General features: G+C 73.1%; 16 protein-coding genes and 1 pseudogene. 10 read left to right on the top strand and 7 right to left on the bottom strand.

Features of this window, described 5'->3' with window-relative positions; translation table 11 throughout:
• Positions 1-2: 2 nt before the first annotated feature.
• From E6R18_RS14420 to E6R18_RS14410, 3 genes are all read left to right on the top strand, one after another.
• Positions 3-1,961 carry a biotin carboxylase N-terminal domain-containing protein gene (locus E6R18_RS14420; RefSeq protein WP_136317285.1) on the top strand — a complete coding sequence of 653 codons (1,959 nt, stop codon included), beginning with the start codon at positions 3-5 and terminating at the stop codon, positions 1,959-1,961.
• Between the two features lie 2 nt (positions 1,962-1,963).
• Positions 1,964-3,124 (top strand): acyl-CoA dehydrogenase family protein, encoded by a 1,161-nt coding sequence (locus E6R18_RS14415; RefSeq protein ID WP_136317377.1) that lies wholly within the window; start codon positions 1,964-1,966, stop codon positions 3,122-3,124.
• A 75-nt stretch (positions 3,125-3,199) separates the two neighbouring features.
• Positions 3,200-4,777: a 4-coumarate--CoA ligase family protein gene (locus tag E6R18_RS14410; protein WP_136317284.1), complete on the top strand. Its 1,578-nt coding sequence runs from the start codon at positions 3,200-3,202 to the stop codon at positions 4,775-4,777.
• A gap of 184 nt (positions 4,778-4,961) precedes the next feature.
• On the opposite strand, the gene E6R18_RS14405 is transcribed toward E6R18_RS14410, so the two are convergent.
• Positions 4,962-5,828: a class I SAM-dependent methyltransferase gene (locus E6R18_RS14405; RefSeq protein ID WP_136317283.1), complete on the bottom strand. Its 867-nt coding sequence runs from the start codon at positions 5,826-5,828 to the stop codon at positions 4,962-4,964.
• 151 nt (positions 5,829-5,979) lie between these two features.
• On the opposite strand from E6R18_RS14405, the gene E6R18_RS14400 reads away from it, so the two are divergent.
• From E6R18_RS14400 to E6R18_RS14390, 3 genes are all read left to right on the top strand, one after another.
• Positions 5,980-6,717, top strand: coding sequence for an enoyl-CoA hydratase family protein (locus E6R18_RS14400; protein ID WP_136317282.1), 738 nt, complete (start codon positions 5,980-5,982; stop codon positions 6,715-6,717).
• Positions 6,705-7,301, top strand: a complete 597-nt coding sequence (locus E6R18_RS14395) for a TetR/AcrR family transcriptional regulator (RefSeq protein WP_136317281.1) — start codon at positions 6,705-6,707, stop codon at positions 7,299-7,301. Before E6R18_RS14400 ends, E6R18_RS14395 begins: the two co-directional genes overlap by 13 nt.
• A gap of 128 nt (positions 7,302-7,429) precedes the next feature.
• Positions 7,430-7,975 carry a GNAT family N-acetyltransferase gene (locus E6R18_RS14390; protein ID WP_136317280.1) on the top strand — a complete coding sequence of 182 codons (546 nt, stop codon included), beginning with the start codon at positions 7,430-7,432 and terminating at the stop codon, positions 7,973-7,975.
• 58 nt (positions 7,976-8,033) lie between these two features.
• Here the strand turns inward: E6R18_RS14390 and E6R18_RS14385 are convergent, their stop codons facing one another.
• Both E6R18_RS14385 and E6R18_RS14380 read right to left on the bottom strand, forming a co-directional pair.
• On the bottom strand, positions 8,034-8,807 hold the full coding sequence (locus E6R18_RS14385) for an alpha/beta fold hydrolase (protein ID WP_136317279.1): 774 nt from the start codon (positions 8,805-8,807) through the stop codon (positions 8,034-8,036).
• A gap of 31 nt (positions 8,808-8,838) precedes the next feature.
• A complete protein-coding gene (locus E6R18_RS14380; RefSeq protein ID WP_136317278.1) occupies positions 8,839-9,948 on the bottom strand; it encodes a citrate synthase 2 in 1,110 nt (369 codons plus the stop codon).
• Positions 9,949-10,201: 253 nt separating this feature from the next.
• Between E6R18_RS14380 and pdxH the strand changes: the two genes are divergently transcribed.
• Positions 10,202-10,837, top strand: a complete 636-nt coding sequence (pdxH, locus tag E6R18_RS14375) for a pyridoxamine 5'-phosphate oxidase (protein WP_136317376.1) — start codon at positions 10,202-10,204, stop codon at positions 10,835-10,837.
• Between the two features lie 371 nt (positions 10,838-11,208).
• On the top strand, positions 11,209-12,600 hold the full coding sequence (locus E6R18_RS14370; RefSeq protein WP_136317277.1) for a PAS domain-containing protein: 1,392 nt from the start codon (positions 11,209-11,211) through the stop codon (positions 12,598-12,600).
• Between the two features lie 63 nt (positions 12,601-12,663).
• Here the strand turns inward: E6R18_RS14370 and E6R18_RS14365 are convergent, their stop codons facing one another.
• The gene (locus tag E6R18_RS14365; RefSeq protein ID WP_136317276.1) at positions 12,664-13,419 is read right to left on the bottom strand and encodes an SIS domain-containing protein; all 756 of its coding nucleotides are present in this window, start codon (positions 13,417-13,419) and stop codon (positions 12,664-12,666) included.
• A 183-nt stretch (positions 13,420-13,602) separates the two neighbouring features.
• Here E6R18_RS14365 and E6R18_RS14360 point away from each other — a divergent pair, with 183 nt between their 5' ends.
• Positions 13,603-14,295, top strand: a complete 693-nt coding sequence (locus E6R18_RS14360; protein ID WP_136317275.1) for a metal-dependent transcriptional regulator — start codon at positions 13,603-13,605, stop codon at positions 14,293-14,295.
• 518 nt (positions 14,296-14,813) lie between these two features.
• Entirely contained in the window at positions 14,814-15,707 is an 894-nt protein-coding gene (locus tag E6R18_RS14355; RefSeq protein WP_136317375.1) for an alpha/beta hydrolase, read from the top strand.
• Positions 15,708-15,761: 54 nt separating this feature from the next.
• On the opposite strand, the gene E6R18_RS14350 is transcribed toward E6R18_RS14355, so the two are convergent.
• The 3 genes and pseudogenes from E6R18_RS14350 to E6R18_RS34855 form a co-directional block, all read right to left on the bottom strand.
• The gene (locus E6R18_RS14350) at positions 15,762-17,414 is read right to left on the bottom strand and encodes a transporter (RefSeq protein ID WP_136317274.1); all 1,653 of its coding nucleotides are present in this window, start codon (positions 17,412-17,414) and stop codon (positions 15,762-15,764) included.
• The gene (locus E6R18_RS14345) at positions 17,411-18,241 is read right to left on the bottom strand and encodes an ABC transporter ATP-binding protein (RefSeq protein WP_136317273.1); all 831 of its coding nucleotides are present in this window, start codon (positions 18,239-18,241) and stop codon (positions 17,411-17,413) included. The genes E6R18_RS14350 and E6R18_RS14345 overlap by 4 nt, the downstream gene beginning before the upstream one ends.
• Before the next feature lie 46 nt (positions 18,242-18,287).
• A pseudogene (locus E6R18_RS34855) lies at positions 18,288-18,580 on the bottom strand (IS200/IS605 family accessory protein TnpB-related protein); the annotation flags it as partial.

Here is an 18,580-nt window from a genome sequence, read left to right as displayed (position 1 = left end):
GCATGATCAGCACTCTGCTCGTCGCCAACCGGGGCGAGATCGCCTGCCGGGTCTTCCGCACCTGCCGCGCACTCGGCATCGCGACCGTCGCCGTGTACTCCGACGCGGACGCCGGCGCCCTGCACGTCCGGGAGGCCGACACCGCCGTACGGCTGCCGGGCGCTGCCCCCGCCGATACGTATCTGCGCGGCGACCTCGTCGTGGCCGCCGCGCTCGCGGCCGGGGCGGACGCCGTGCACCCCGGGTACGGCTTCCTCTCCGAGAACGCGGGCTTCGCCGCCGCCGTGCGGGACGCCGGGCTGCGCTGGGTCGGGCCGCCGGTGAAGGCCATCGAGCTGATGGCGTCCAAGACCCGCGCCAAGGAACTCATGGCCGCCGCCGGAGTGCCGCTCCTCGCCCCCGTGGACCCGGCCGCCGCGACCGCCGAGGACCTGCCGCTGCTGCTCAAGGCGGCGGCCGGCGGCGGCGGGCGCGGGATGCGGATCGTACGGGAACTGGGGGATCTGCCCGGCGAGCTGACGGCCGCGGCGGCCGAGGCGCTGTCCGCGTTCGGGGACGCAGAGGTGTTCGCCGAGCCGTACGTGGAGCGCGGCCGGCACGTCGAGGTCCAGGTCATGGCCGACGAGCACGACGGCGTCTGGGCGCTCGGCACCCGGGACTGCTCGCTCCAGCGCCGCCACCAGAAGGTCATCGAGGAGGCCCCCGCGCCCGGTCTGGACGACGAGCTGCGGGAACGGCTGCACGAGGCCGCTGTGGCCGCCGCCCGCGCGGTCGGCTACCGGGGGGCCGGGACCGTCGAATTCCTGGTCGCAGCCGACGGGCGCCCGTACTTCCTGGAGATGAACACCCGCCTCCAGGTCGAACACCCCGTCACCGAAGCGGTGTTCGGCCTCGACCTCGTCGCGCTCCAGCTCCGGATCGCGGAGGGCGAGCCGCTGCCCTCCGCCGCGCCGCCGGAGCCGAGCGGGCACGCGGTCGAGGCCCGGCTCTACGCGGAGGACCCGGCCCGTGACTGGCAGCCACAGACCGGAGCACTGCTCTCGTTCGACGTGCCGGACGAGCCGGGTCTGCGGCTGGACACCGGCTACACGGGCGGCGACACGATCGGCGTGCACTACGACCCGATGCTCGCCAAGGTCATCGCCCACGCCCCCACCCGCAACGAGGCCGTGCGGCTGCTCGCCCGCGCCCTGGAGCGCGCCCGCATCCACGGCCCGGTCACCAACCGCGAGCTGCTCGTCCACTCCCTGCGCCACCCGGACTTCCTGGCGGCCCGCCTGGACACGGGGTTCTACGACCGGCACCTGGCGGCCCTGACCCCCGCGCTCGACGAGACGTCCGTACGGCAGGCCGCGACCGCAGCCGCCGTCGTCGAGGCGGCCCGCAACGCCACGCTCAATATCGGGGGGTTCATGCGCTTCGGCGCCTGGCGCAACCTCCCCTCGCAGCCCCAGCTCCGGCGCTACCGCAGCGAACCGGACGGACGCGAGTACGAGATCACCTACCGCCCCACCCGCGACGGCCTGGCCGTCGGCACGGAGGGCGTCCGCGTGGTCTCCGCCGACCGGATCCGCGCCACCCTCGACATCGACGGCGTGACGAGGACCTTCCACGTGGCCGTCCGGGACGGCAGGGCGTACGTCGACACCACCTCCGGCGCGTACGCCTTCACCGCCCTGCCCCGCTTCACCGACCCCGCCGCCCGCACCGAACCCGGCTCCCTGCTCGCCCCCATGCCCGGCACGGTCGTCCGCCTCGCCGAGGGCCTGGCGGCCGGTGCCGCCGTCGAGGCCGGGCAGCCGCTGATCTGGCTGGAGGCGATGAAGATGGAGCACCGCATCCTCGCCCCCGCATCCGGCACCCTCACCGCCCTGCACGCCGCGCCCGGCCTCCAGGTGGAGGTCGGCGCCCTGCTCGCCGTAGTCACGGAGTCCGCAGACACTGCTGAGGAGCACGCATGAGCATGAGCACCGTCCTCGAAACCGAAGAGCACCAGGCCCTGCGCGCCGCCGTCGCCGCCCTCGGGAAGCGGTACGGGCGGGAGTACATGACCTCCCTCGTCAGCGAGGGCGCCCACCCGCGCGAGCTGTGGGCCGAGGCGGCGAAGGCCGGGTTCCTCGGCGTGAACCTCCCGGAGGAGTACGGCGGCGGAGGCGCGGGGATGGCGGAACTCTCGATCGTCCTCGAGGAGTTGGGGGCCTCCGGCTCACCCCTCCTCATGATGATCGTCTCGCCCGCCATCTGCAGCACGGTGATAGCCCGTTTCGGCACCGAGGAGCAGAAGCGGCAGTGGCTGCCGGGCCTCGCCGACGGCTCCCTCACCATGGCGTTCGGCATCACCGAGCCCGACGCCGGGTCCAACTCGCACCGCATCACCACGACCGCCCGCCGCGACGGCGACAACTGGCTGCTCACCGGCCGCAAGGTCTTCGTCTCCGGCGTCGACATCGCGGACGCCACGCTCATCGTCGGCCGCACCGAGGACGCCGGGACCGGCAAGCTCAAGGCATGCCTGTTCATCGTCCCCCGCGAGACACCCGGCTTCCAGCGGTCGCAGATCGACATGGAGGTCCAGGCCCCGGAGAAGCAGTTCGAACTAGTCCTGGACGACGTGCGGTTGCCGGCCGAGGCGCTGGTAGGCGATGAGGACGCGGGCCTGCTCCAGCTGTTCGCGGGCCTCAACCCGGAACGCATCATGACCGCCGCCTTCGCCATCGGCATGGGCCGTTACGCGCTCGGCCGGGCCGTCGAGTACGCGAAGACCCGCCAGGTGTGGAAGGAGCCGATCGGCGCCCACCAGGCCGTCGCCCACCCGCTGGCCCAGGCCCACATCGAACTCGAACTGGCCCGCCTGATGATGCAGAAGGCCGCCCGGCTCTACGACGCGGGCGACGACTTCGGCGCGGGCGAGGCCGCGAACATGGCGAAGTACGCGGCCGGTGAGGCGTGCGTGAAGGCGGTGGACCAGGCCGTGCACACCCTCGGCGGCAACGGCCTCACCCGCGAGTACGGCCTCGCGTCCCTGATCACGGGCGCCCGGGTGGCCCGGATAGCACCGGTCAGCAGGGAGATGATCCTGAACTACATCTCCCACCAGACGCTGGGGCTGCCGAAGTCGTACTGAGCGGGGCCACTGCCGTACGGGCGGCGGCCCCCAGCCGCCGCCCCCTCACCCCCTCCCGCCTCGAAGGGAACCGCCATGGTGTTCCACAGCGAGTACGAAGACGTTCCGGTCCTGGAAGCACCCATCCACGACGTGGTCCTCGGCGGGGCCGCGGCCCACGGGGACACCGTCGCCCTGATCGACGGCACCAACGGCATGAGCGTGACCTACGCCCAGCTGGACACCTTCCACCGCCGCATCGCCGCCCACCTCGCCGAGGCCGGCCTGCGCAAGGGCGACGTCCTCGCCCTGCACAGCCCCAACACGATCGCCTACCCGGCCGTCTTCTACGGGGCCACGCGGGCCGGAGCGGCGGTCACCACCGTGCACCCGCTGGCCACCGCCGAGGAGTTCGCCAAACAGCTCAAGGACAGCGGCGCCCGCTGGATCGTGACCGTATCGCTGTTCCTCGACGCAGCCCGCCGGGCGGCCGAACTGGCGGGCGGCATCCAGGAGATATTCGTCTGCGACCGGGCGGAGGGCCACACCTCCGTCCTCGACATGCTCGGCTCCACCGCCCCGGAGCCCGAGCCCGGCTTCGACGCCGACGACATCGCCGTGCTCCCGTACTCCTCCGGCACCACCGGCACCCCCAAGGGCGTCATGCTCACCCACCGCTCCATCGGGAGCAACCTGGAGCAGCTGCGCCCCTTCATCCCCATGGAGCCCGGCCAGACCATCCTGGCCGTCCTCCCCTTCTTCCACATCTACGGCCTGACCGCCCTGATGAACGTCCCGCTGCGCTGCGGCGCCACGGTCGTCGTGCTGCCGCGCTTCGACCTCGACCAGTTCTTGGGCGTCATCCAGCAACACCGCGTCACCGGCCTGTACGTGGCCCCGCCGATCGTCCTGGCCCTCGCCAAGCACCCGGCCGTCGACGCCTACGACCTGTCCAGCGTCGAGTACATCGTCAGCGCCGCCGCCCCTCTGGACGCCGACCTGGCCGCCGCGTGCGCCGCCCGCGTGGGCGTGCCGGCCGTGCTCCAGGCGTACGGGATGACGGAGCTGTCCCCCGGCGCCAACGTCGTACCCATCGACGCGCGGGACGCCCCGCCCGGAACCGTGGGCAAGCTGCTCCCCGGCACCGAGCTGCGCATCACGTCCCTCGACACCCCCGGCGAGGACGTCGGCATCGACACCGACGGCGAGATCCTGATCCGCGGCCCCCAGACCATGAAGGGCTACCTGGGCCGCCCCGACGCCACCGCCGCCATGATCGACCCGGACGGCTGGGTCCACACCGGCGACGTCGGCCGCATCGACGCCAACGGCTGGTTGTTCGTCGTGGACCGCGTCAAGGAGCTCATCAAGTACAAGGGCTACCAGGTCGCCCCCGCCGAACTCGAAGCGCTCCTCCTCGCCCACGAGTCGGTCGCGGACGCGGCGGTGATCGGCGTGTACGACCCGGACGGCAACGAGATCCCGAAGGCATACGTGGTCCGCACCCCGGGCACCGACCTCACGGCGGACGCCCTGATGGCCTGGGTCGCGGAGCGGGTGGCCCCGTACAAGAAGGTGCGGCGCGTGGAGTTCACGGACGCGGTGCCGCGCGCCGCGACAGGCAAGATCTTGCGGCGCGAGCTGCGGGAGCGGGAGAACCAGCACCCTCGATGAGTGCGACTACTTACTGGACGTCACTGAGATTAGAGCCTGCTGCACCGGGTGGGACGGCGAACGCCCCGCTGGCCTGCGTCGCAGCGCGGGGCTGCCTGGCGATCGTGGGCGCGGACCGGTTCATGGCCCGGTTCGGCGAGCGGTGGGCGCGCAGGCCGCTTCGCCTATGCCGCCACGTTCTTCCTCACTGCGGGCACGCCGCCCTTGTCAGCACCGTCGAGGCAGTGTTGATCCGCATGCCGCACGGGAGGTGCCCGTCAGCGGTCACGAGTGCGCCGGAGCGTTCGATGAACGCCTCGCGCAGGTCCTCGGTCTGGTCTGCGTCCAGCACCGTCATGTCGTAGAAGGCGCCGGTGATGGACTGCCATGCCTCGGCAGGCGTACCGCCCATGTCGAGGGTGATGGGTTCCCAGGAGACCGGGGCGAAGCCGGCCGGTGCCAGGATCTCGTCCAGGCCCTCCCGTGTCCGGCATCTGCGGTCGCCCAGCCGGGGCATGTGGCGCTCGACGGGGGCGGCCCGGAAGTAGGGCCGGGCCAGTGTCAGGAACAATTCCATCGCCTCGCCCTCGACCGGGCCGCCGCCCATCGCGACGGCCAGTTTCCCGCCCGGTACCAGGACTCGGGCGGCCTCCCTCGCGACCTGCTCGACATCGGCCATCAGCATCAGCGCCATGTGTGACACGACGGCATCGAAGGAACCGTCGGTGAAGGGCAGCTGCTGAGCGCGGCCCTCGCGCAGGTCGGCGTGCGCGAGGGCCGGGCGGTTGCGGGCCAGGGCCAGTTCGCCGGCCGACAGGTCGACGCCCGCCAGGACATCCGCGCCCTGTTCGGCGAGAAGCTGGAGGAGGGCGCCGTCCGCGCATCCCAGGTCCAGGACACGGCGGGCGCCCGCAACGTGCCGGGCCAGCACCTGGTAGCTGGTCGATCCCTCCGGGGTGGGGCTGGCCTCGACCCCTGCGGACTGGAGACCGGGAGTGTGGTTGTGGAACGTGCGCAGAAAGTCCTCGGCGGCGTTGGCCGCAGCCGATGAGGTCACAGGCGTCGTCGTCATCCGCAGGACCCTACAGCCGACCCGCGGCTCCAAGGCAGGCTGACTCCCCAAAATCATGCAAGCGCGCTTGATTGTTCTTGTTCCTGCTGCCACGCTCGACGCGACGGCCCGGCAGAGAACGCGACGGCCCGGCAGAGAAGGAGAGCGATCCATGAGTCAGCTCGCCCCGCCCGCCCACGCGCGCGGCATCACCACCCTCACGCTCGACTCGCCCGCCAACCGGAACGCCCTGAGCGCCGCACTCGTCGCCGAGCTGGCCGAGGCGCTGGACGGCTGCGCGGCCGACGACGCCGTGCGGGGGGTCGTCCTCACGCACACCGGCAACACGTTCTGTGCGGGCGCCGATCTCCGGGCGCCGGCCGACCCGCACGATTTCGTCGCCCTCATGCGGCGCATCGTGGCCCTGCCCAAGCCGGTCGTCGCCCGGGTCACCGGGCATGTCCGGGCCGGGGGGCTGGGGCTGCTCGGGGCGTGCGACATCTCGGTCGCCGGGCCCGACGCCACCTTCGCGCTCACCGAGTCGCGGCTCGGGCTCGCGCCCGCCGTGATCTCGTTGCCGTTGCTGCCGCGCGTCGATGCGCGGGCCGCCGCCCGGTACTACCTCACCGGGGAGAAGTTCGACGCGGCGGAGGCCGCCCGCATCGGGCTGGTGACCCTGGCCGCCGAGGACGTGGACCACGCGCTCGGGCCCCTGCTGGACGGGCTGCGCAAGGCGTCCCCGCAGGGGCTGGCCGCGTCCAAGGAGCTGGTCGCGGCTACTGTGCTGGACAGCTTCGACCAGCACGCCGAAGACCTCATCGCCCGCTCCGCCCAGCTCTTCGCCTCCGCCGAGGCGCGGGAGGGGATGACGGCCTTCCTCGAACGACGGGACCCCGCATGGGCGTTGTGACACCGGGCGGCGGCAGCCCGGGCCCCAAACAGGACCGCAGCCGCGCCACCCGCCGGCGCCTGCTGGAGGCCGCGGTGGCCTGCCTCGCCGAACACGGCTGGGCCGGGTCCACCGTCGCCGTCGTCGCCGAACGAGCCGGGGTCTCGCGCGGTGCCGCCCAGCACCACTTCCCCACCCGCGAGGACCTGTTCACCGCGGCCGTCGAGTACGTCGCCGAGGAGCGCTCCGCCGCCCTGCGCGCCGTACCCGACCAGGACCGCGCCGCCGTCGTCGCCGCCCTGGTCGACCTCTACACCGGCCCCCTCTTCCGCGCCGCCCTCCAGCTCTGGGTCGCCGCCTCCAACGAGGAGCAGCTGCGCCCCCGCGTCACCGAACTGGAGGCGAGGGTGGGGCGTGAGACCCACCGCATCGCCGTCAACCTCCTGCGCGCCGACGAGGCGAGGCCCGGTGTGCGCGAGACCGTGCAGGGGCTGCTCGACATGGCCCGGGGGCTGGGGCTCGCCAACGTCCTCACCGACGACACCGCCCGCCGCCGCAGGGTCGTGGCCCAGTGGGCCGCGCTGCTGGACGAGGCGCTGGGCTGAGGGGGCGGTGCGCTCAGGCGCGTACCGCCGTGATCAGCAGGCCGCGAGGGCGGGCGCGAGGCCGGGGGGCGGAGCGTGGACCGGGAAACGCCTTGGTGTCAGCTGGTTGCGCGTATATGGTCCGCAGCATGAGCAGCAGCACCACGCCTCCCTTCCCCGACCGCGTCGAACTCACGGGTGAAGGACTGGTGCTGCGCGACTGGACCGAGGAAGACCTGGCCGCGATGCCGGAGTTGTTCGACCACCCCGACATCGCGCACTGGACGCCGATCGTCTCCCCCTTCGACGCCGAGGCCGCCCGCGCCCGCCTGGCGAAGGCCCGGCGGCTGCGGCAGGAGGGCACGGCGGTCCTGCTCGCCATCACGTTCGACGGCGGCGCCCCGCTCGGCGAGGTGATGCTGCGCCGCGCCCCCGAGGGCACGGAGCTGGGTTACGCGGTCGGGCCCGCCCACCGCGGGCAGGGGCTTGCCGGGCGGGCGGTGCGGGTGATGGCCGCGTACGCCTTCGAGGAGCTGGGCGTCGACCGGGTGATCCTTGAGCTGGAGCCGGAGAACGCCGCCAGCGTCGCCGTGGCCACCACCACCGGCTTCCGGCTGCTCGGCGTGCCGCTCATCGAGGGCGTCGAGAAGGGGCGTCCGTACGCCCTCCAGACGTGGGGACTCGACCGGCCCTGACCGGCAGCCCGCGCCCCCCGGGGGCCACCCCGCGCGCGATGGAGTGCGCCCCCCGGGGTCACCCGGCGTGCGACGGAGTGCCCGCGAGGGCGTCCATGAGCGCGGCCACCATGGTCGCCGGGTCGGTGTGCGGGTAGTTGTGGCCGCCGGGCAGCAGCGTCAGCGAGAAGTCCGAACCGGCGCAGGCCCGCCACTCGGGGAGCCGGTCGGGCGGCGTCACCTGGTCGTCCGTACCGCCGAAGACGTGCAACGGGCCCGGCAGCGGGTCCGGTTCGCCGAGCGAGTAGCTCTCGGCGATCCGCAGGTCGGTGCGTATGTACCGCATGATCTGGCGCACGAACGTCTTGTACGCGAGCAGTTCCTCCGGCATCCCGCCGTTGCGGATCAGCCAGTCCAGCAGCTCTTCGTCGGTCGCCCCGCCCATGGCCGTCGTGGGCGGGATGTGCGGGGCCCGGAAGCCCGATACGACGGTGGCCACCGGGGCGGGCAGCCCCCGGTCCGCGATCCGCCGGCTCAGCTCGTAGACCAGGGCCCCGCCGAAGCTGTGCCCGAACAGCACGTACGGCATGCCGAATTCGGGGGTCAGCCCGGTCAGCAGCCGGTCGGCCAGCTCGTCGAAGTGCGCCGGCATCGGCTCGGCGTCCCGGGTGCCCCGGCCCGGCAGCTCGACCGGGGCCAGCTCGTACCCCTGCGGGATGTGCTTGCGCCACCCCGCGAACGCCCCGGCCCTGGCGCCCGCCTGCGGTACGCAGATCAGCCGGGTGTGCACGGTCCCGACGGCCAGCCGGCCGACGACCCAGAGCTCACCTCGCGGCCCTGTCGGCACGCTCATGCGATCCCCCTCCGCTTCCGCCCCGGCGCCTTCAGTTCCCCAGGTCCGCCAGCTCGCCGAACCCCTCGATCTCGCGGGGGCTGCGCGGCCCCGGGCCCACGTACCGCGCCGACGGGCGCACCAGCCGGCCCGTCCGCTTCTGCTCCAGGATGTGCGCCGACCAGCCCGCCGTACGGGCGCACGTGAACATCGACGTGAACATGTGCGCCGGGACCTCGGCGAAGTCCAGCATGATCGCCGCCCAGAACTCCACGTTCGTCGCGAGCACCCGGTCCGGGCGCCGGGCGTGCAGCTCCTCCAGCGCCGCCTTCTCCAGCGCCCGCGCCACCTCGAACCTGGGCGCGCCCAGCTCCTCGGCGGTCCGGCGCAGCACCCGGGCGCGCGGGTCCTCGGCCCGGTAGACGCGGTGGCCGAAGCCCATCAGCCGCTCGCCCTTGTCCAGGGCCTTCTTCACGTACGCCGTGGCGTCCCCGGTCCGTTCGATCTCCTCGATCATGCCGAGGACGCGGGAGGGGGCGCCGCCGTGCAGCGGGCCCGACATGGCGCCCACCGCGCCGGACAGCGCGGCGGCCACGTCGGCGCCGGTCGAGGCGATCACCCGGGCGGTGAACGTGGACGCGTTCATCCCGTGCTCGGCGGCGGACGTCCAGTACGCGTCGACGGCCTTGACGTGCCGGGGGTCCGGCTCGCCGCGCCAGCGGATCATGAACCGCTCCACGACGGACCCGGCCTTGTCGATCTCGCGCTGCGGGACCATCGGCCGGCCCTGTCCGCGCGCCGACTGCGCCACGTACGACAGCGCCATGACGGCGGCCCGCGCCAGGTTCTCGCGGGCGGTCTCCTCGTCGATGTCCAGCAGCGGCTTCAGCCCCCACACCGGGGCGAGCATCGCGAGCGCGGACTGCACGTCGACCCGGATGTCACCGGAGTGCACCGGGATCGGGAACGGCTCGGCCGGCGGCAGACCCGGCTTGAACGCCCCGTCGACCAGCAGCCCCCACACGTTGCCGAAGGAGACGTGGCCGACGAGGTCCTCGATGTCGACGCCCCGGTACCGGAGCGAACCGCCTTCCTTGTCGGGTTCGGCGATTTCCGTCTCGAACGCGACGACTCCTTCGAGTCCGGGTACGAAGTCGGACATCAGGCGGCTCCCTCGGATCGACGGTTGCGAGCGGGCCCGGAGGCCCACCCCCGATACTGGCGGGTCGCGGCGTGACCGGGAAGCGTGACATCCGGCACAGCCGCCCCTTCCCGCACAACGGCGGGCGGACGTCCGTCGTGCGCCCCTTCCCGCACAACGGCGGACGGACCTCCGTCGTGCCCGTCCGCTGCGGCAGGATGGCTCCGTGCCCACCGCAGACTCCTCCTCCGATTCCACCACCGATCCGGCCGCGATGCGCGAGCAGTACCGTTCCGAGAGCTTCACCGAGGACGGCCTCGCCCCCGATCCGATGGACCAGTTCGCCCGCTGGTTCCGGCAGGTCGCCGCCGGCGGGATGCTCCACGAGCCGAACGCCATGGTCGTCTCCACCGCGACCCCCGAGGGCCGCCCGTCCTCCCGCACGGTGCTGCTGAAGATGTACGACGCGCGCGGCTTTGTCTTCTTCACCAACTACGGGTCCCGCAAGGGCCGCGAGCTGGCCGCCAACCCGTACGTCTCGCTGCTCTTCCCCTGGCACCCGCTGGCCCGCCAGGTCATCGTCACCGGCACCGCCTCCCGCGTCGCCCGCGAGGAGACCGTCGCCTACTTCCGCACCCGCCCGCACGGCTCCCAGCTGGGCGCCTGGGCGAGCGACCAGTCCACGGTGATCGCCACCCGCGAGGAGCTGGTGCACCGCTACGAGGAGCTGTCCGCCCGCTACCCCGAGGGCGAGAAGGTCCCGGCGCCCCCGCACTGGGGCGGCTTCCGGGTCGTCCCGGAGACGATCGAGTTCTGGCAGGGCCACGAGAACCGGCTCCACGACCGGCTGCGCTACGTCCGCGAGGGCGGCGGGGACGGCACCTGGCGCGTCGAGCGGCTGTGCCCGTGAGCGCTGCCCCGTGACGCGGACCCCGTAACGCAGAAACCCGCAGGCTCTGGTCCCTCCTTGCGGAGGAGCCGGCCGGACTTACCGGCGAGCCTGCGGGTCGGTGACTGCTTGGGATTGGCCGATGACCGGCCTGCACTGCAAAGAGCGCGACGACGGGCGTCAGCCCGCAGTCACCTCACGAGTCCGAGAAGAAATCACTTCCGGAACACCTCCTTTCTTCGCTGGTACCAGCCTAAGGACCGCCTTCTCGCCCGCACAACCGAATTATCGAAAGGATCGATTTTCGGTGAAGTCCCTGTGTGCTGGGTCACGTTCGAGTTCAATGGTCTGACGTGCGGCAATGGCGGACACGTCCTGCAAGGGGGTCCGGGATGAGTGCTTCCACGAGCAGGGGGACGACCGACGACGCGCTCGGCCCCGAGCCGATCCCCGGGGCGGAGCTGCTGGCGGCCCTCCTCGACGGGATGGACGCGGCGCTCTGCGCCTTCGACGCGGAGGGCACCGTCACCCACTGGAACCGCGAGGCGGAGCGCATCCTCGGCTGGTCCGCCGTGGAGGCCGTGGGACGGCCCGGATTCGCCGGGTGGGCCGTGCGCCGGGCCGACGCGGACGAGGTGCAGGGCCGGCTGATGGCCGTCATGGGGGCGCCGGGCCGGCAGGTGCACGAGTTCGCGCTGCTGCGCAAGGACGGCGGCCGGGTCCTCGTCCGCACCCAGTCGGCCGGGGTGCGGGGCGCGGACGGCAGGCCGGCCGGGGTGTACTGCGCCTTCAGCGAGGTCCACGCGCAGATCGACCTGGAGCGGGCCATCGCGCTCAGCGAGGCACTGTTCGAGGACGCCTCCTGGGGCGTCGTCCTGGTGGACGTGGACCTGCGCCCGACCGTCGTCAACGCCCACGCCGCCCGCGCCCTGGGCGGCGGCCGCACGACGCTGCTCGGGCGCCCGCTCGGCGAGCTGATCACCCAGGGCGTGGAGGAGCTGGAGGGCGCGCTCCAGCACGTGCTGGCCGAGGGCGCGCCGCCCGCACCCGCCGAGCTGTGGGTGACGCTGCGGGGCGGTGAGGGCGTGCGCCGGCGCTGCTGGCGCAGCGGTTTCCTGCGGCTGGCCTCACCGCTCACCGAGGAGCCGGTGCCGCTGGGGGCCGGCTGGGTCTTCCAGGACGTGACGGCGGCCAAGCTCGCGGCCCAGGAGGCGGACCGGGTCCGTTTCCGCTCCAACCAGCTGCACCGCGCCTCGCGGTCGGCCGCCGAGTGCGAGGACCCGATGGAGGCGGCCACGTCCTCCCTCGACTACGCGCTGGCCGGGTTCGCCGACCACGCGCTGATCGACCTGGTGGCGGGGGAGCGCCTGGTACGGGCCGCCGCCACCCCGGCGGACGCGCCGGGGCCCTGCCTGCCGGTGGCCGGTGGCGGCTTCCCCCTGCGGTACGCGCCGGGCCACCCGGCCCTCCAGGCGGTGGACCGCACGGGCTCGGTGCGGGCGTCGGCGGGGGCCGCGCGTACGGACGGGGAGTGGGCCAGGCAGCGGCAGTGGCCCGCCGACGCGGTGCACGCCCTGTGCGCGGTGCTGCGCAGCCGGGGCCGGACCCTGGGCGTGGTCACCTTCCTGCGCTCCACCCACCGGGCCGCCTTCGAACGCCCGGACGCGGTCTACGCGGAGAGCGTGGCGGACCGGGTGGCGGCCTCGGTGGACCTCCACCAGCTGTCCGGCCCGCCCGGCGAGAAACCCGGCCCGCCCGGCAACCCCGGCCCGTCCGGCGTCTGAGGACGGAACCGTCGCCGGGGTGGACGGCAACCCCTCGGTTCCACGGCCGGGCCGCGGGCCCGCTCAGTGGCGGTAGAAGATCCGATCCGCGTACTGGGCCATCACACGCCCGTTCCACTCGTGCCCGCCGTCGACGTTCCCCGACCGCAGCAACGGCGGCTCGATCCCCCGCTCCAGCAACCGCTCCGCCGCGGCGGCCATCATGCCCTGCATGATCGCGCTGGTGACCACGGTGGACGCCGGTGCGAACGGCGCCTCGATGCCGTCCACCTCCAGCTCCGCGTCCCCGACCGCGATCTTGCTGTCGAGGACGATGTCGCAGTGGTCCCGCAGGAAGCCGCCCGAGCTGTGCCGGGACCGGGTCTCGGTGGCGTACGCGACCGAGGTGACGCCGATGACCTTCAGGCCGAGCGCACGGGCGTTCATCGCCATCTCGACGGGCAGGGCGTTGCGCCCGGACAGCGAGATGATCACGAGGACGTCACCGGCCTTCGCCGGGCTGGAGTCGAGGACCGCGCCCGCGAGGCCGTCCACGCGCTCCAGCGCGGAGCCCAGGGTCGCGGGCATGACGTCGACGCCGAGCGCGCCGGGCACGGCCATCAGGTTCATCAGGGCGAGCCCGCCCGCCCGGTAGACGACGTCCTGCGCGGCGAGCGAGGAGTGCCCGGCGCCGAAGGCGAAGAGCCGGCCGCCCGCCGCGACGGTGTCGGCGATGGCGGAGCCGGCGGCCGCGATGCTGTCGGCCTCCTCGTCGCGCACCCTCCCCAGCAGGCCGATCGCTGCGTCGAAGAACTGACCGGCGAGCTTGCTTTCGCTCATCGAGGAGGACCTTTCCGGCGGGGTGAGGTGTCCATGGGGCGTCCGTACCGCCGATCACGTTGCGGTCTGGACCAGTGACATGTCAATACCGCAGGGTGCCGGTGGCGACGGCGAGGCACGGTTACCGGCGCGATGCGTCAGAATTGGTGCAGGGCCAGCGCACGACTGCATCGAGGGGCACGAATGTCCGGACTGATCGACACAACGGAGATGTATCTCCGCACCATCCTCGAACTCGAAGAGGAAGGCGTGGTCCCCATGCGCGCCCGGATCGCGGAACGGCTGGACCAGAGCGGTCCCACCGTCAGCCAGACCGTGGCGCGGATGGAGCGCGACGGCCTGGTGCAGGTGGCGGGCGACCGGCACCTGGAGCTGACGGAGGAGGGCCGCCGGCTGGCGACCCGCGTCATGCGCAAGCACCGGCTGGCCGAGTGCCTGCTGGTCGACGTGATCGGCCTGGAGTGGGAGCAGGTCCACGCCGAGGCGTGCAGGTGGGAGCACGTGATGAGCGAGGCGGTGGAGCGGCGGGTGCTGGAACTGCTGCGCCACCCGACGGAGTCGCCGTACGGGAACCCGATCCCGGGCCTGGAGGAGCTGGGTGAGAAGGCGGAGGCCGACCCGTTCCTGGACGAGGGCATGGTGAGCCTGTCCGACCTCGACCCGGGGAGCGAGGGCAAGACGGTGGTGGTCCGCCGGATCGGTGAGCCGATCCAGACGGACGCCCAGCTGATGTACACGCTGCGGCGGGCGGGCGTGCAGCCCGGTTCGGTGGTCAGCGTGACCGAGTCGCCCGGCGGGGTGCTGGTCGGCAGCAGCGGCGAGGCGGCGGAGCTGGACTCCGAGATCGCCTCGCACGTCTTCGTGGCCAAGCGGTAGCGAGCGGGAGGACCCGGCAGGGTTCCGGGAGACCGGGCATCGGCGGCCACGGCCGCCGATGCCCGTTTTTTCTTTTTACGTCCGGAACCGCAGCGCGCCGGCGCCTCGCGTGCCAGGCTGTGGCGGAGGGGTGGCTGAGCGTGTGGACTGCCGGGCCGCCGCCGGGGAGGGGAGCCGGAATGCACCCGTCGTACGAGCAGGCCGGGCCTGTGGTGGGGAGCCCCCGGAAGCGGTCGGGCCGGGAAACGGATGGCCCCGGCGCCGCAAGGCGCCGGGGCCTGTCCTCCCCTGTGTCCGACCTGGAGCCCCGAGCTCTCGAGGTCGGCCCCGTGGGCCCTCATCCCCGAGTGGCCCGCCTCCCGCAAGAGATCTCCCCGCAGCTGCCGCCGTCAATCCTGGGAAGCAGTCACTCGAACGAGCGGTGTTGGTCGGCAGATCCCGGTTTTCGAATGCAAGTTCGATAGTCTGGCCGACACGACCACCCGGTGACCGAGGGAGAGAAGGGGGTGCCTGGAGCTATGGCGCGGCGCATCGAAGTGACCGGGACCGACGGCGTACGCCTCGCGGCCTGGGAGTTCGCCGACCGGCCCGAGGCGAGCGCGGCAGGCGGCCGGGCCCCCGGCGTCTTACTGCTGCACGGCCTGATGGGCCGGGCCTCGCACTGGGCGTCCGTCACCCCCTGGCTCGCCGAGCGCCACCGCCCGGTCGGCCTCGACCAGCGGGGCCACGGCGACAGCGGGAAGCCCGTCGACGGCCCGTACACCCGGGACGCGTACGTGGCGGACGCCGAGGCGGCGATCGAACAGCTGGGGCTCGCCCCGGTCACCCTCGTCGGCCACTCCATGGGCGCGCTGACCGCCTGGCAGCTCGCCGCCAAGCGCCCCGACCTGGTCCGCGCGCTGGTCATCTGCGACATGCGCGCCTCCGCGCTCGGCGCGGCCTCGCAGCGCGAGTGGGCGGACTGGTTCGACACCTGGCCGCTGCCGTTCGCCTCGCTCGACGCCGTACGGCAGTGGTTCGGCGCGGATGACCCCTGGGTGGAGCGCCCCAACCCGTCGCGCGGCGAGTTCTACGCCCAGGTGATGACCGAGCACGCGGACGGCTGGCGGCCGGTCTTCTCCCGCCGGCAGATGCTGGAGTCCCGCGCCACCTGGGTGTCCGACGCGCACTGGGAGGAGCTGGCCCAGGTCAGGTGTCCGACGCTGGTGCTGCGCGGCCTGGACGGCGAGCTGGGCCGGGCGGAGGCGCAGGAGATGGTCCGGGTCCTGCCGCGCGGACAGTACGCGGAGGTGGCCGACGCCGGCCACCTCATCCACCTCGACCGGCCCGAGGACTGGCGCACCGCGGTCGAACCCTTCCTGCAGCAGCTGGCCGAGGACGCGCAGGACGACCGGGAGCCGGTGTCCCCGTAGGGCCTGTCCGGCGGACCATGGCCGGACAGGCCCTGAAGGCTCCCGGATGCGCCCTCACCCCTTGCTGACCGCCCCCAGGATCTCCGGCAGCCGCATGACCATGCGCGGGGCGGCCAGCCGCAGCCCGCCCCACGCGATCAGCGCCCCGTACCCGGCCCCCACCGGCAGCACGAGCCACAGCAGGTCCTCGGACCCCGTGACGTGCAGCGCGATCGTCAGGGCGATCACCGGGGAGCTCAGCAGCGCCGCCGACACCATGCCGCCGAAGATCGAGATCCAGGCGAGCCCGGCCTGCCCCGGCGCCACGTTCTTGAACGCGCCGTCCTGCGGGACCGAGTACGGGAAGTTCACCGAGGCCACCGAGCCCGTCGCCAGCATCGCGCCCAGCAGCGCGAACGACAGGCCCATGACACCCGGCAGCCGTGACCAGTCCTTGAGCAGCGCCGCCGTCACCACCGTCACGACGACGGTGTACGGGAGGGTGATCAGCAGCAGCGCCAGCGCCCGCGCCCGCAGTTCGAGGTACGCGTCCCGGGCGGACGAGACCGTCAGGGCCACCATCCAGAACGCGGAGGTGTCCTGCCCGAACTGGTTGTACATCTGGATGCCGAGCATCCCGGCGCAGAAGCACGCGAAGTACACCGAGCCCGTGCCCTGGAGGGCGTTGAGCACCGGCACGATCAGTCCGACCGCCAGCGCGGTCACCCAGGCGGCCTTGGTCTTCGGGTCGCGCGCCACGTACCGCAGGGACCGCTGCATCACCGTGCCGGTGCGCCCCTCGGGGAGCAGCGCCCACAGCCCGCCGCCGCCCCGGCCGGACTTCTTGCGGTCCGGGTCCGCGGCGGCGGCCGTCGAGCCGTCCGGAGCGGTCATCAGCCTCGTCAGGCTGCGCTGCCACATGCACAGCAGCGCGACGAGCGCGGCGGCGGCGAGCAGCAGCTGGACGACGGCCTGCCCGTACGCCCCCCGCGAGGCGGCGTCCACGGACCCGATCGCCGAGGCGGGCGGCAGCCAGCGCACCACGTCCGCCGTCGGTTCGAGCGCGGAGAGGCCGCCCGCCCGGCCGAGGCGCTGCACGCCGAAGTTGACGACCTGGATGCCCACCGCGATGACCAGCCCGCTGAGCACCGCCAGGTCGCGGCCCTTGCGGGAGGTGAGGAGCCGGGTGTTGGCGGCGGCTACGGCGCGGGCCAGGGCCACGCAGACCAGCAGGGTCAGCGGGGCGGCGAGGACGGCGAAGACCACCGCGCCCGCCCCGTGGGCCACGGCGGCGACCGAGCCGGCCGCCAGGCAGAGTGTGAACAGCGGCCCGATGCCGATCAGCGAGGAGACGAGCAGCGCGATGATCAGCGGCCGGGTCCGTAGCGGCAGCATGACGAGACGGGTCGGGTCCAGGGTCTCGTCACCGGCGGAGAAGAACAGCGGCATCACGGCCCAGCCCACGGCCACGATGGCGATGAGCAGCACCCCCACGGAGTCCGCGTGGGCGTTGCCGCGCAGCAGGAGCAGCCCGAGCAGCTGGCCCAGGGCGATCAGCACGGCGCCGACGACCGAGGCGATGTAGGCGGCCCGGCGCCCGGCGGACTGGCGCAGCCCGTTGCGCAGCAGGGTCACCTTGAGCCGGGCGAAGACGGGGATCAGGCCCGTATCGCTGTCCGCGGCGGCCGGGCGGGGGCCGGTGCCGGCCGGGGCGTCGAGCACGCTCATCGGTCGCCGCCCAGCCAGTCGAGGGTTTCGCCGGTGTCGCGGTCGCCCGCGCCGACGAGCTCCAGGAAGGCGTTCTGCAGGGAGGGCGCCGCGCCGCGCACCTCGGCCAGGGTGCCCTGGGCCCGGATGGTGCCGGCCGCCATGACGGCCACCCAGTCGCACAGCGACTCGACCAGTTCCATCACATGGCTGGAGAAGACGACGGTCGCGCCCGAGCGGGTGTAGCGCTCAAGGACCTGGCGGATGGTCTGCGCGGACACCGGGTCGACGCCCTCGAACGGCTCGTCCAGGAAGAGGACTTCGGGATTGTGCAGCAGGGCTGCCGCGAGCCCGATCTTCTTCCGCATGCCCGTCGAGTAGTCGATGACCAGCTTGTGCTGGGAGCCCGCCAGGTCCAGCACGTCCAGCAGCTGGGTGGACCGGCTGTCCACCTCGTGGCCCGGGAGCCCGCGCAACCGCCCGGTGTAGGCGAGGAGTTCGCGTCCGGACAGCCGCTCGAAGAGGCGCAGGCCCTCGGGCAGTACGCCGATCCTGGCCTTCACCTCGACCGGGTCGCGCCAGACGTCCCGCCCGCCGATCTCGATCCTGCCCATGTCCGGGCGGAGCAGCCCGGTGACCATGGAGAGCGTGGTGGTCTTCCCCGCCCCGTTGGGCCCGACCAGGCCGATGAACTTGCCTGCGGGCAGTTCCAGATCGATCCCGGCGACGGCGGTCTGCTCGCCGAATCGTTTCCACAGCCCCTCGACGCGCACCGCGGGCGGTGTCACCCGCGGTGCGTGGGGCCCGTCGGTCCGGTCTGTTCCGTCGAGTTCCGCCCGGTCCGGCATGTGCACGCCTTTCGAAGTCCCCGTACGTACGTGGGGGACACCGTACCTATGCAGTGAGCAGGAGTGAGTCTTGGACCCACACCTTGGCACTGCGGACATCCCGAACGGTTTTGGGCGTCCTGGTCGCCCGCGTTCTCTCCGCGTCCGGCGGCACGGATCGTGTCCGTGGTCCGGGAATGCGGGGGCGGGGTCCCTCACGCCCTGGGGCACCCGGTGCGGCCTGGACGGTCCGATGCCTCACACGATCACTCCGGTCGTGTGAGGGCGGTGTCGTCCGACGCCGGATCGGGTGTCCGAGGGCACGTCTCCCGATCGCGATGCCGGCGGCATCGTGACGGG

It is taken from the genome of Streptomyces sp. A1277 (assembly GCF_004795015.1).
In the GTDB taxonomy this organism is placed as follows: domain Bacteria; phylum Actinomycetota; class Actinomycetes; order Streptomycetales; family Streptomycetaceae; genus Streptomyces.
Note: the sequence above shows the minus strand (reverse complement) of the source record. Positions and strands in the feature narration are given on the sequence as shown.

Coding starts and splice junctions, on each gene's coding strand:
- E6R18_RS14420 (WP_136317285.1), top strand. CDS start 3: ATGATCAGCACTCTGCTCGTCGCCAACCGGGGCGAGATCGCCTGCCGG.
- E6R18_RS14415 (WP_136317377.1), top strand. CDS start 1,964: ATGAGCACCGTCCTCGAAACCGAAGAGCACCAGGCCCTGCGCGCCGCC.
- E6R18_RS14410 (WP_136317284.1), top strand. CDS start 3,200: ATGGTGTTCCACAGCGAGTACGAAGACGTTCCGGTCCTGGAAGCACCC.
- E6R18_RS14405 (WP_136317283.1), bottom strand. CDS start 5,828: ATGACGACGACGCCTGTGACCTCATCGGCTGCGGCCAACGCCGCCGAG.
- E6R18_RS14400 (WP_136317282.1), top strand. CDS start 5,980: ATGAGTCAGCTCGCCCCGCCCGCCCACGCGCGCGGCATCACCACCCTC.
- E6R18_RS14395 (WP_136317281.1), top strand. CDS start 6,705: ATGGGCGTTGTGACACCGGGCGGCGGCAGCCCGGGCCCCAAACAGGAC.
- E6R18_RS14390 (WP_136317280.1), top strand. CDS start 7,430: ATGAGCAGCAGCACCACGCCTCCCTTCCCCGACCGCGTCGAACTCACG.
- E6R18_RS14385 (WP_136317279.1), bottom strand. CDS start 8,807: ATGAGCGTGCCGACAGGGCCGCGAGGTGAGCTCTGGGTCGTCGGCCGG.
- E6R18_RS14380 (WP_136317278.1), bottom strand. CDS start 9,948: ATGTCCGACTTCGTACCCGGACTCGAAGGAGTCGTCGCGTTCGAGACG.
- pdxH (WP_136317376.1), top strand. CDS start 10,202: ATGCGCGAGCAGTACCGTTCCGAGAGCTTCACCGAGGACGGCCTCGCC.
- E6R18_RS14370 (WP_136317277.1), top strand. CDS start 11,209: ATGAGTGCTTCCACGAGCAGGGGGACGACCGACGACGCGCTCGGCCCC.
- E6R18_RS14365 (WP_136317276.1), bottom strand. CDS start 13,419: ATGAGCGAAAGCAAGCTCGCCGGTCAGTTCTTCGACGCAGCGATCGGC.
- E6R18_RS14360 (WP_136317275.1), top strand. CDS start 13,603: ATGTCCGGACTGATCGACACAACGGAGATGTATCTCCGCACCATCCTC.
- E6R18_RS14355 (WP_136317375.1), top strand. CDS start 14,814: ATGGCGCGGCGCATCGAAGTGACCGGGACCGACGGCGTACGCCTCGCG.
- E6R18_RS14350 (WP_136317274.1), bottom strand. CDS start 17,414: ATGAGCGTGCTCGACGCCCCGGCCGGCACCGGCCCCCGCCCGGCCGCC.
- E6R18_RS14345 (WP_136317273.1), bottom strand. CDS start 18,241: ATGCCGGACCGGGCGGAACTCGACGGAACAGACCGGACCGACGGGCCC.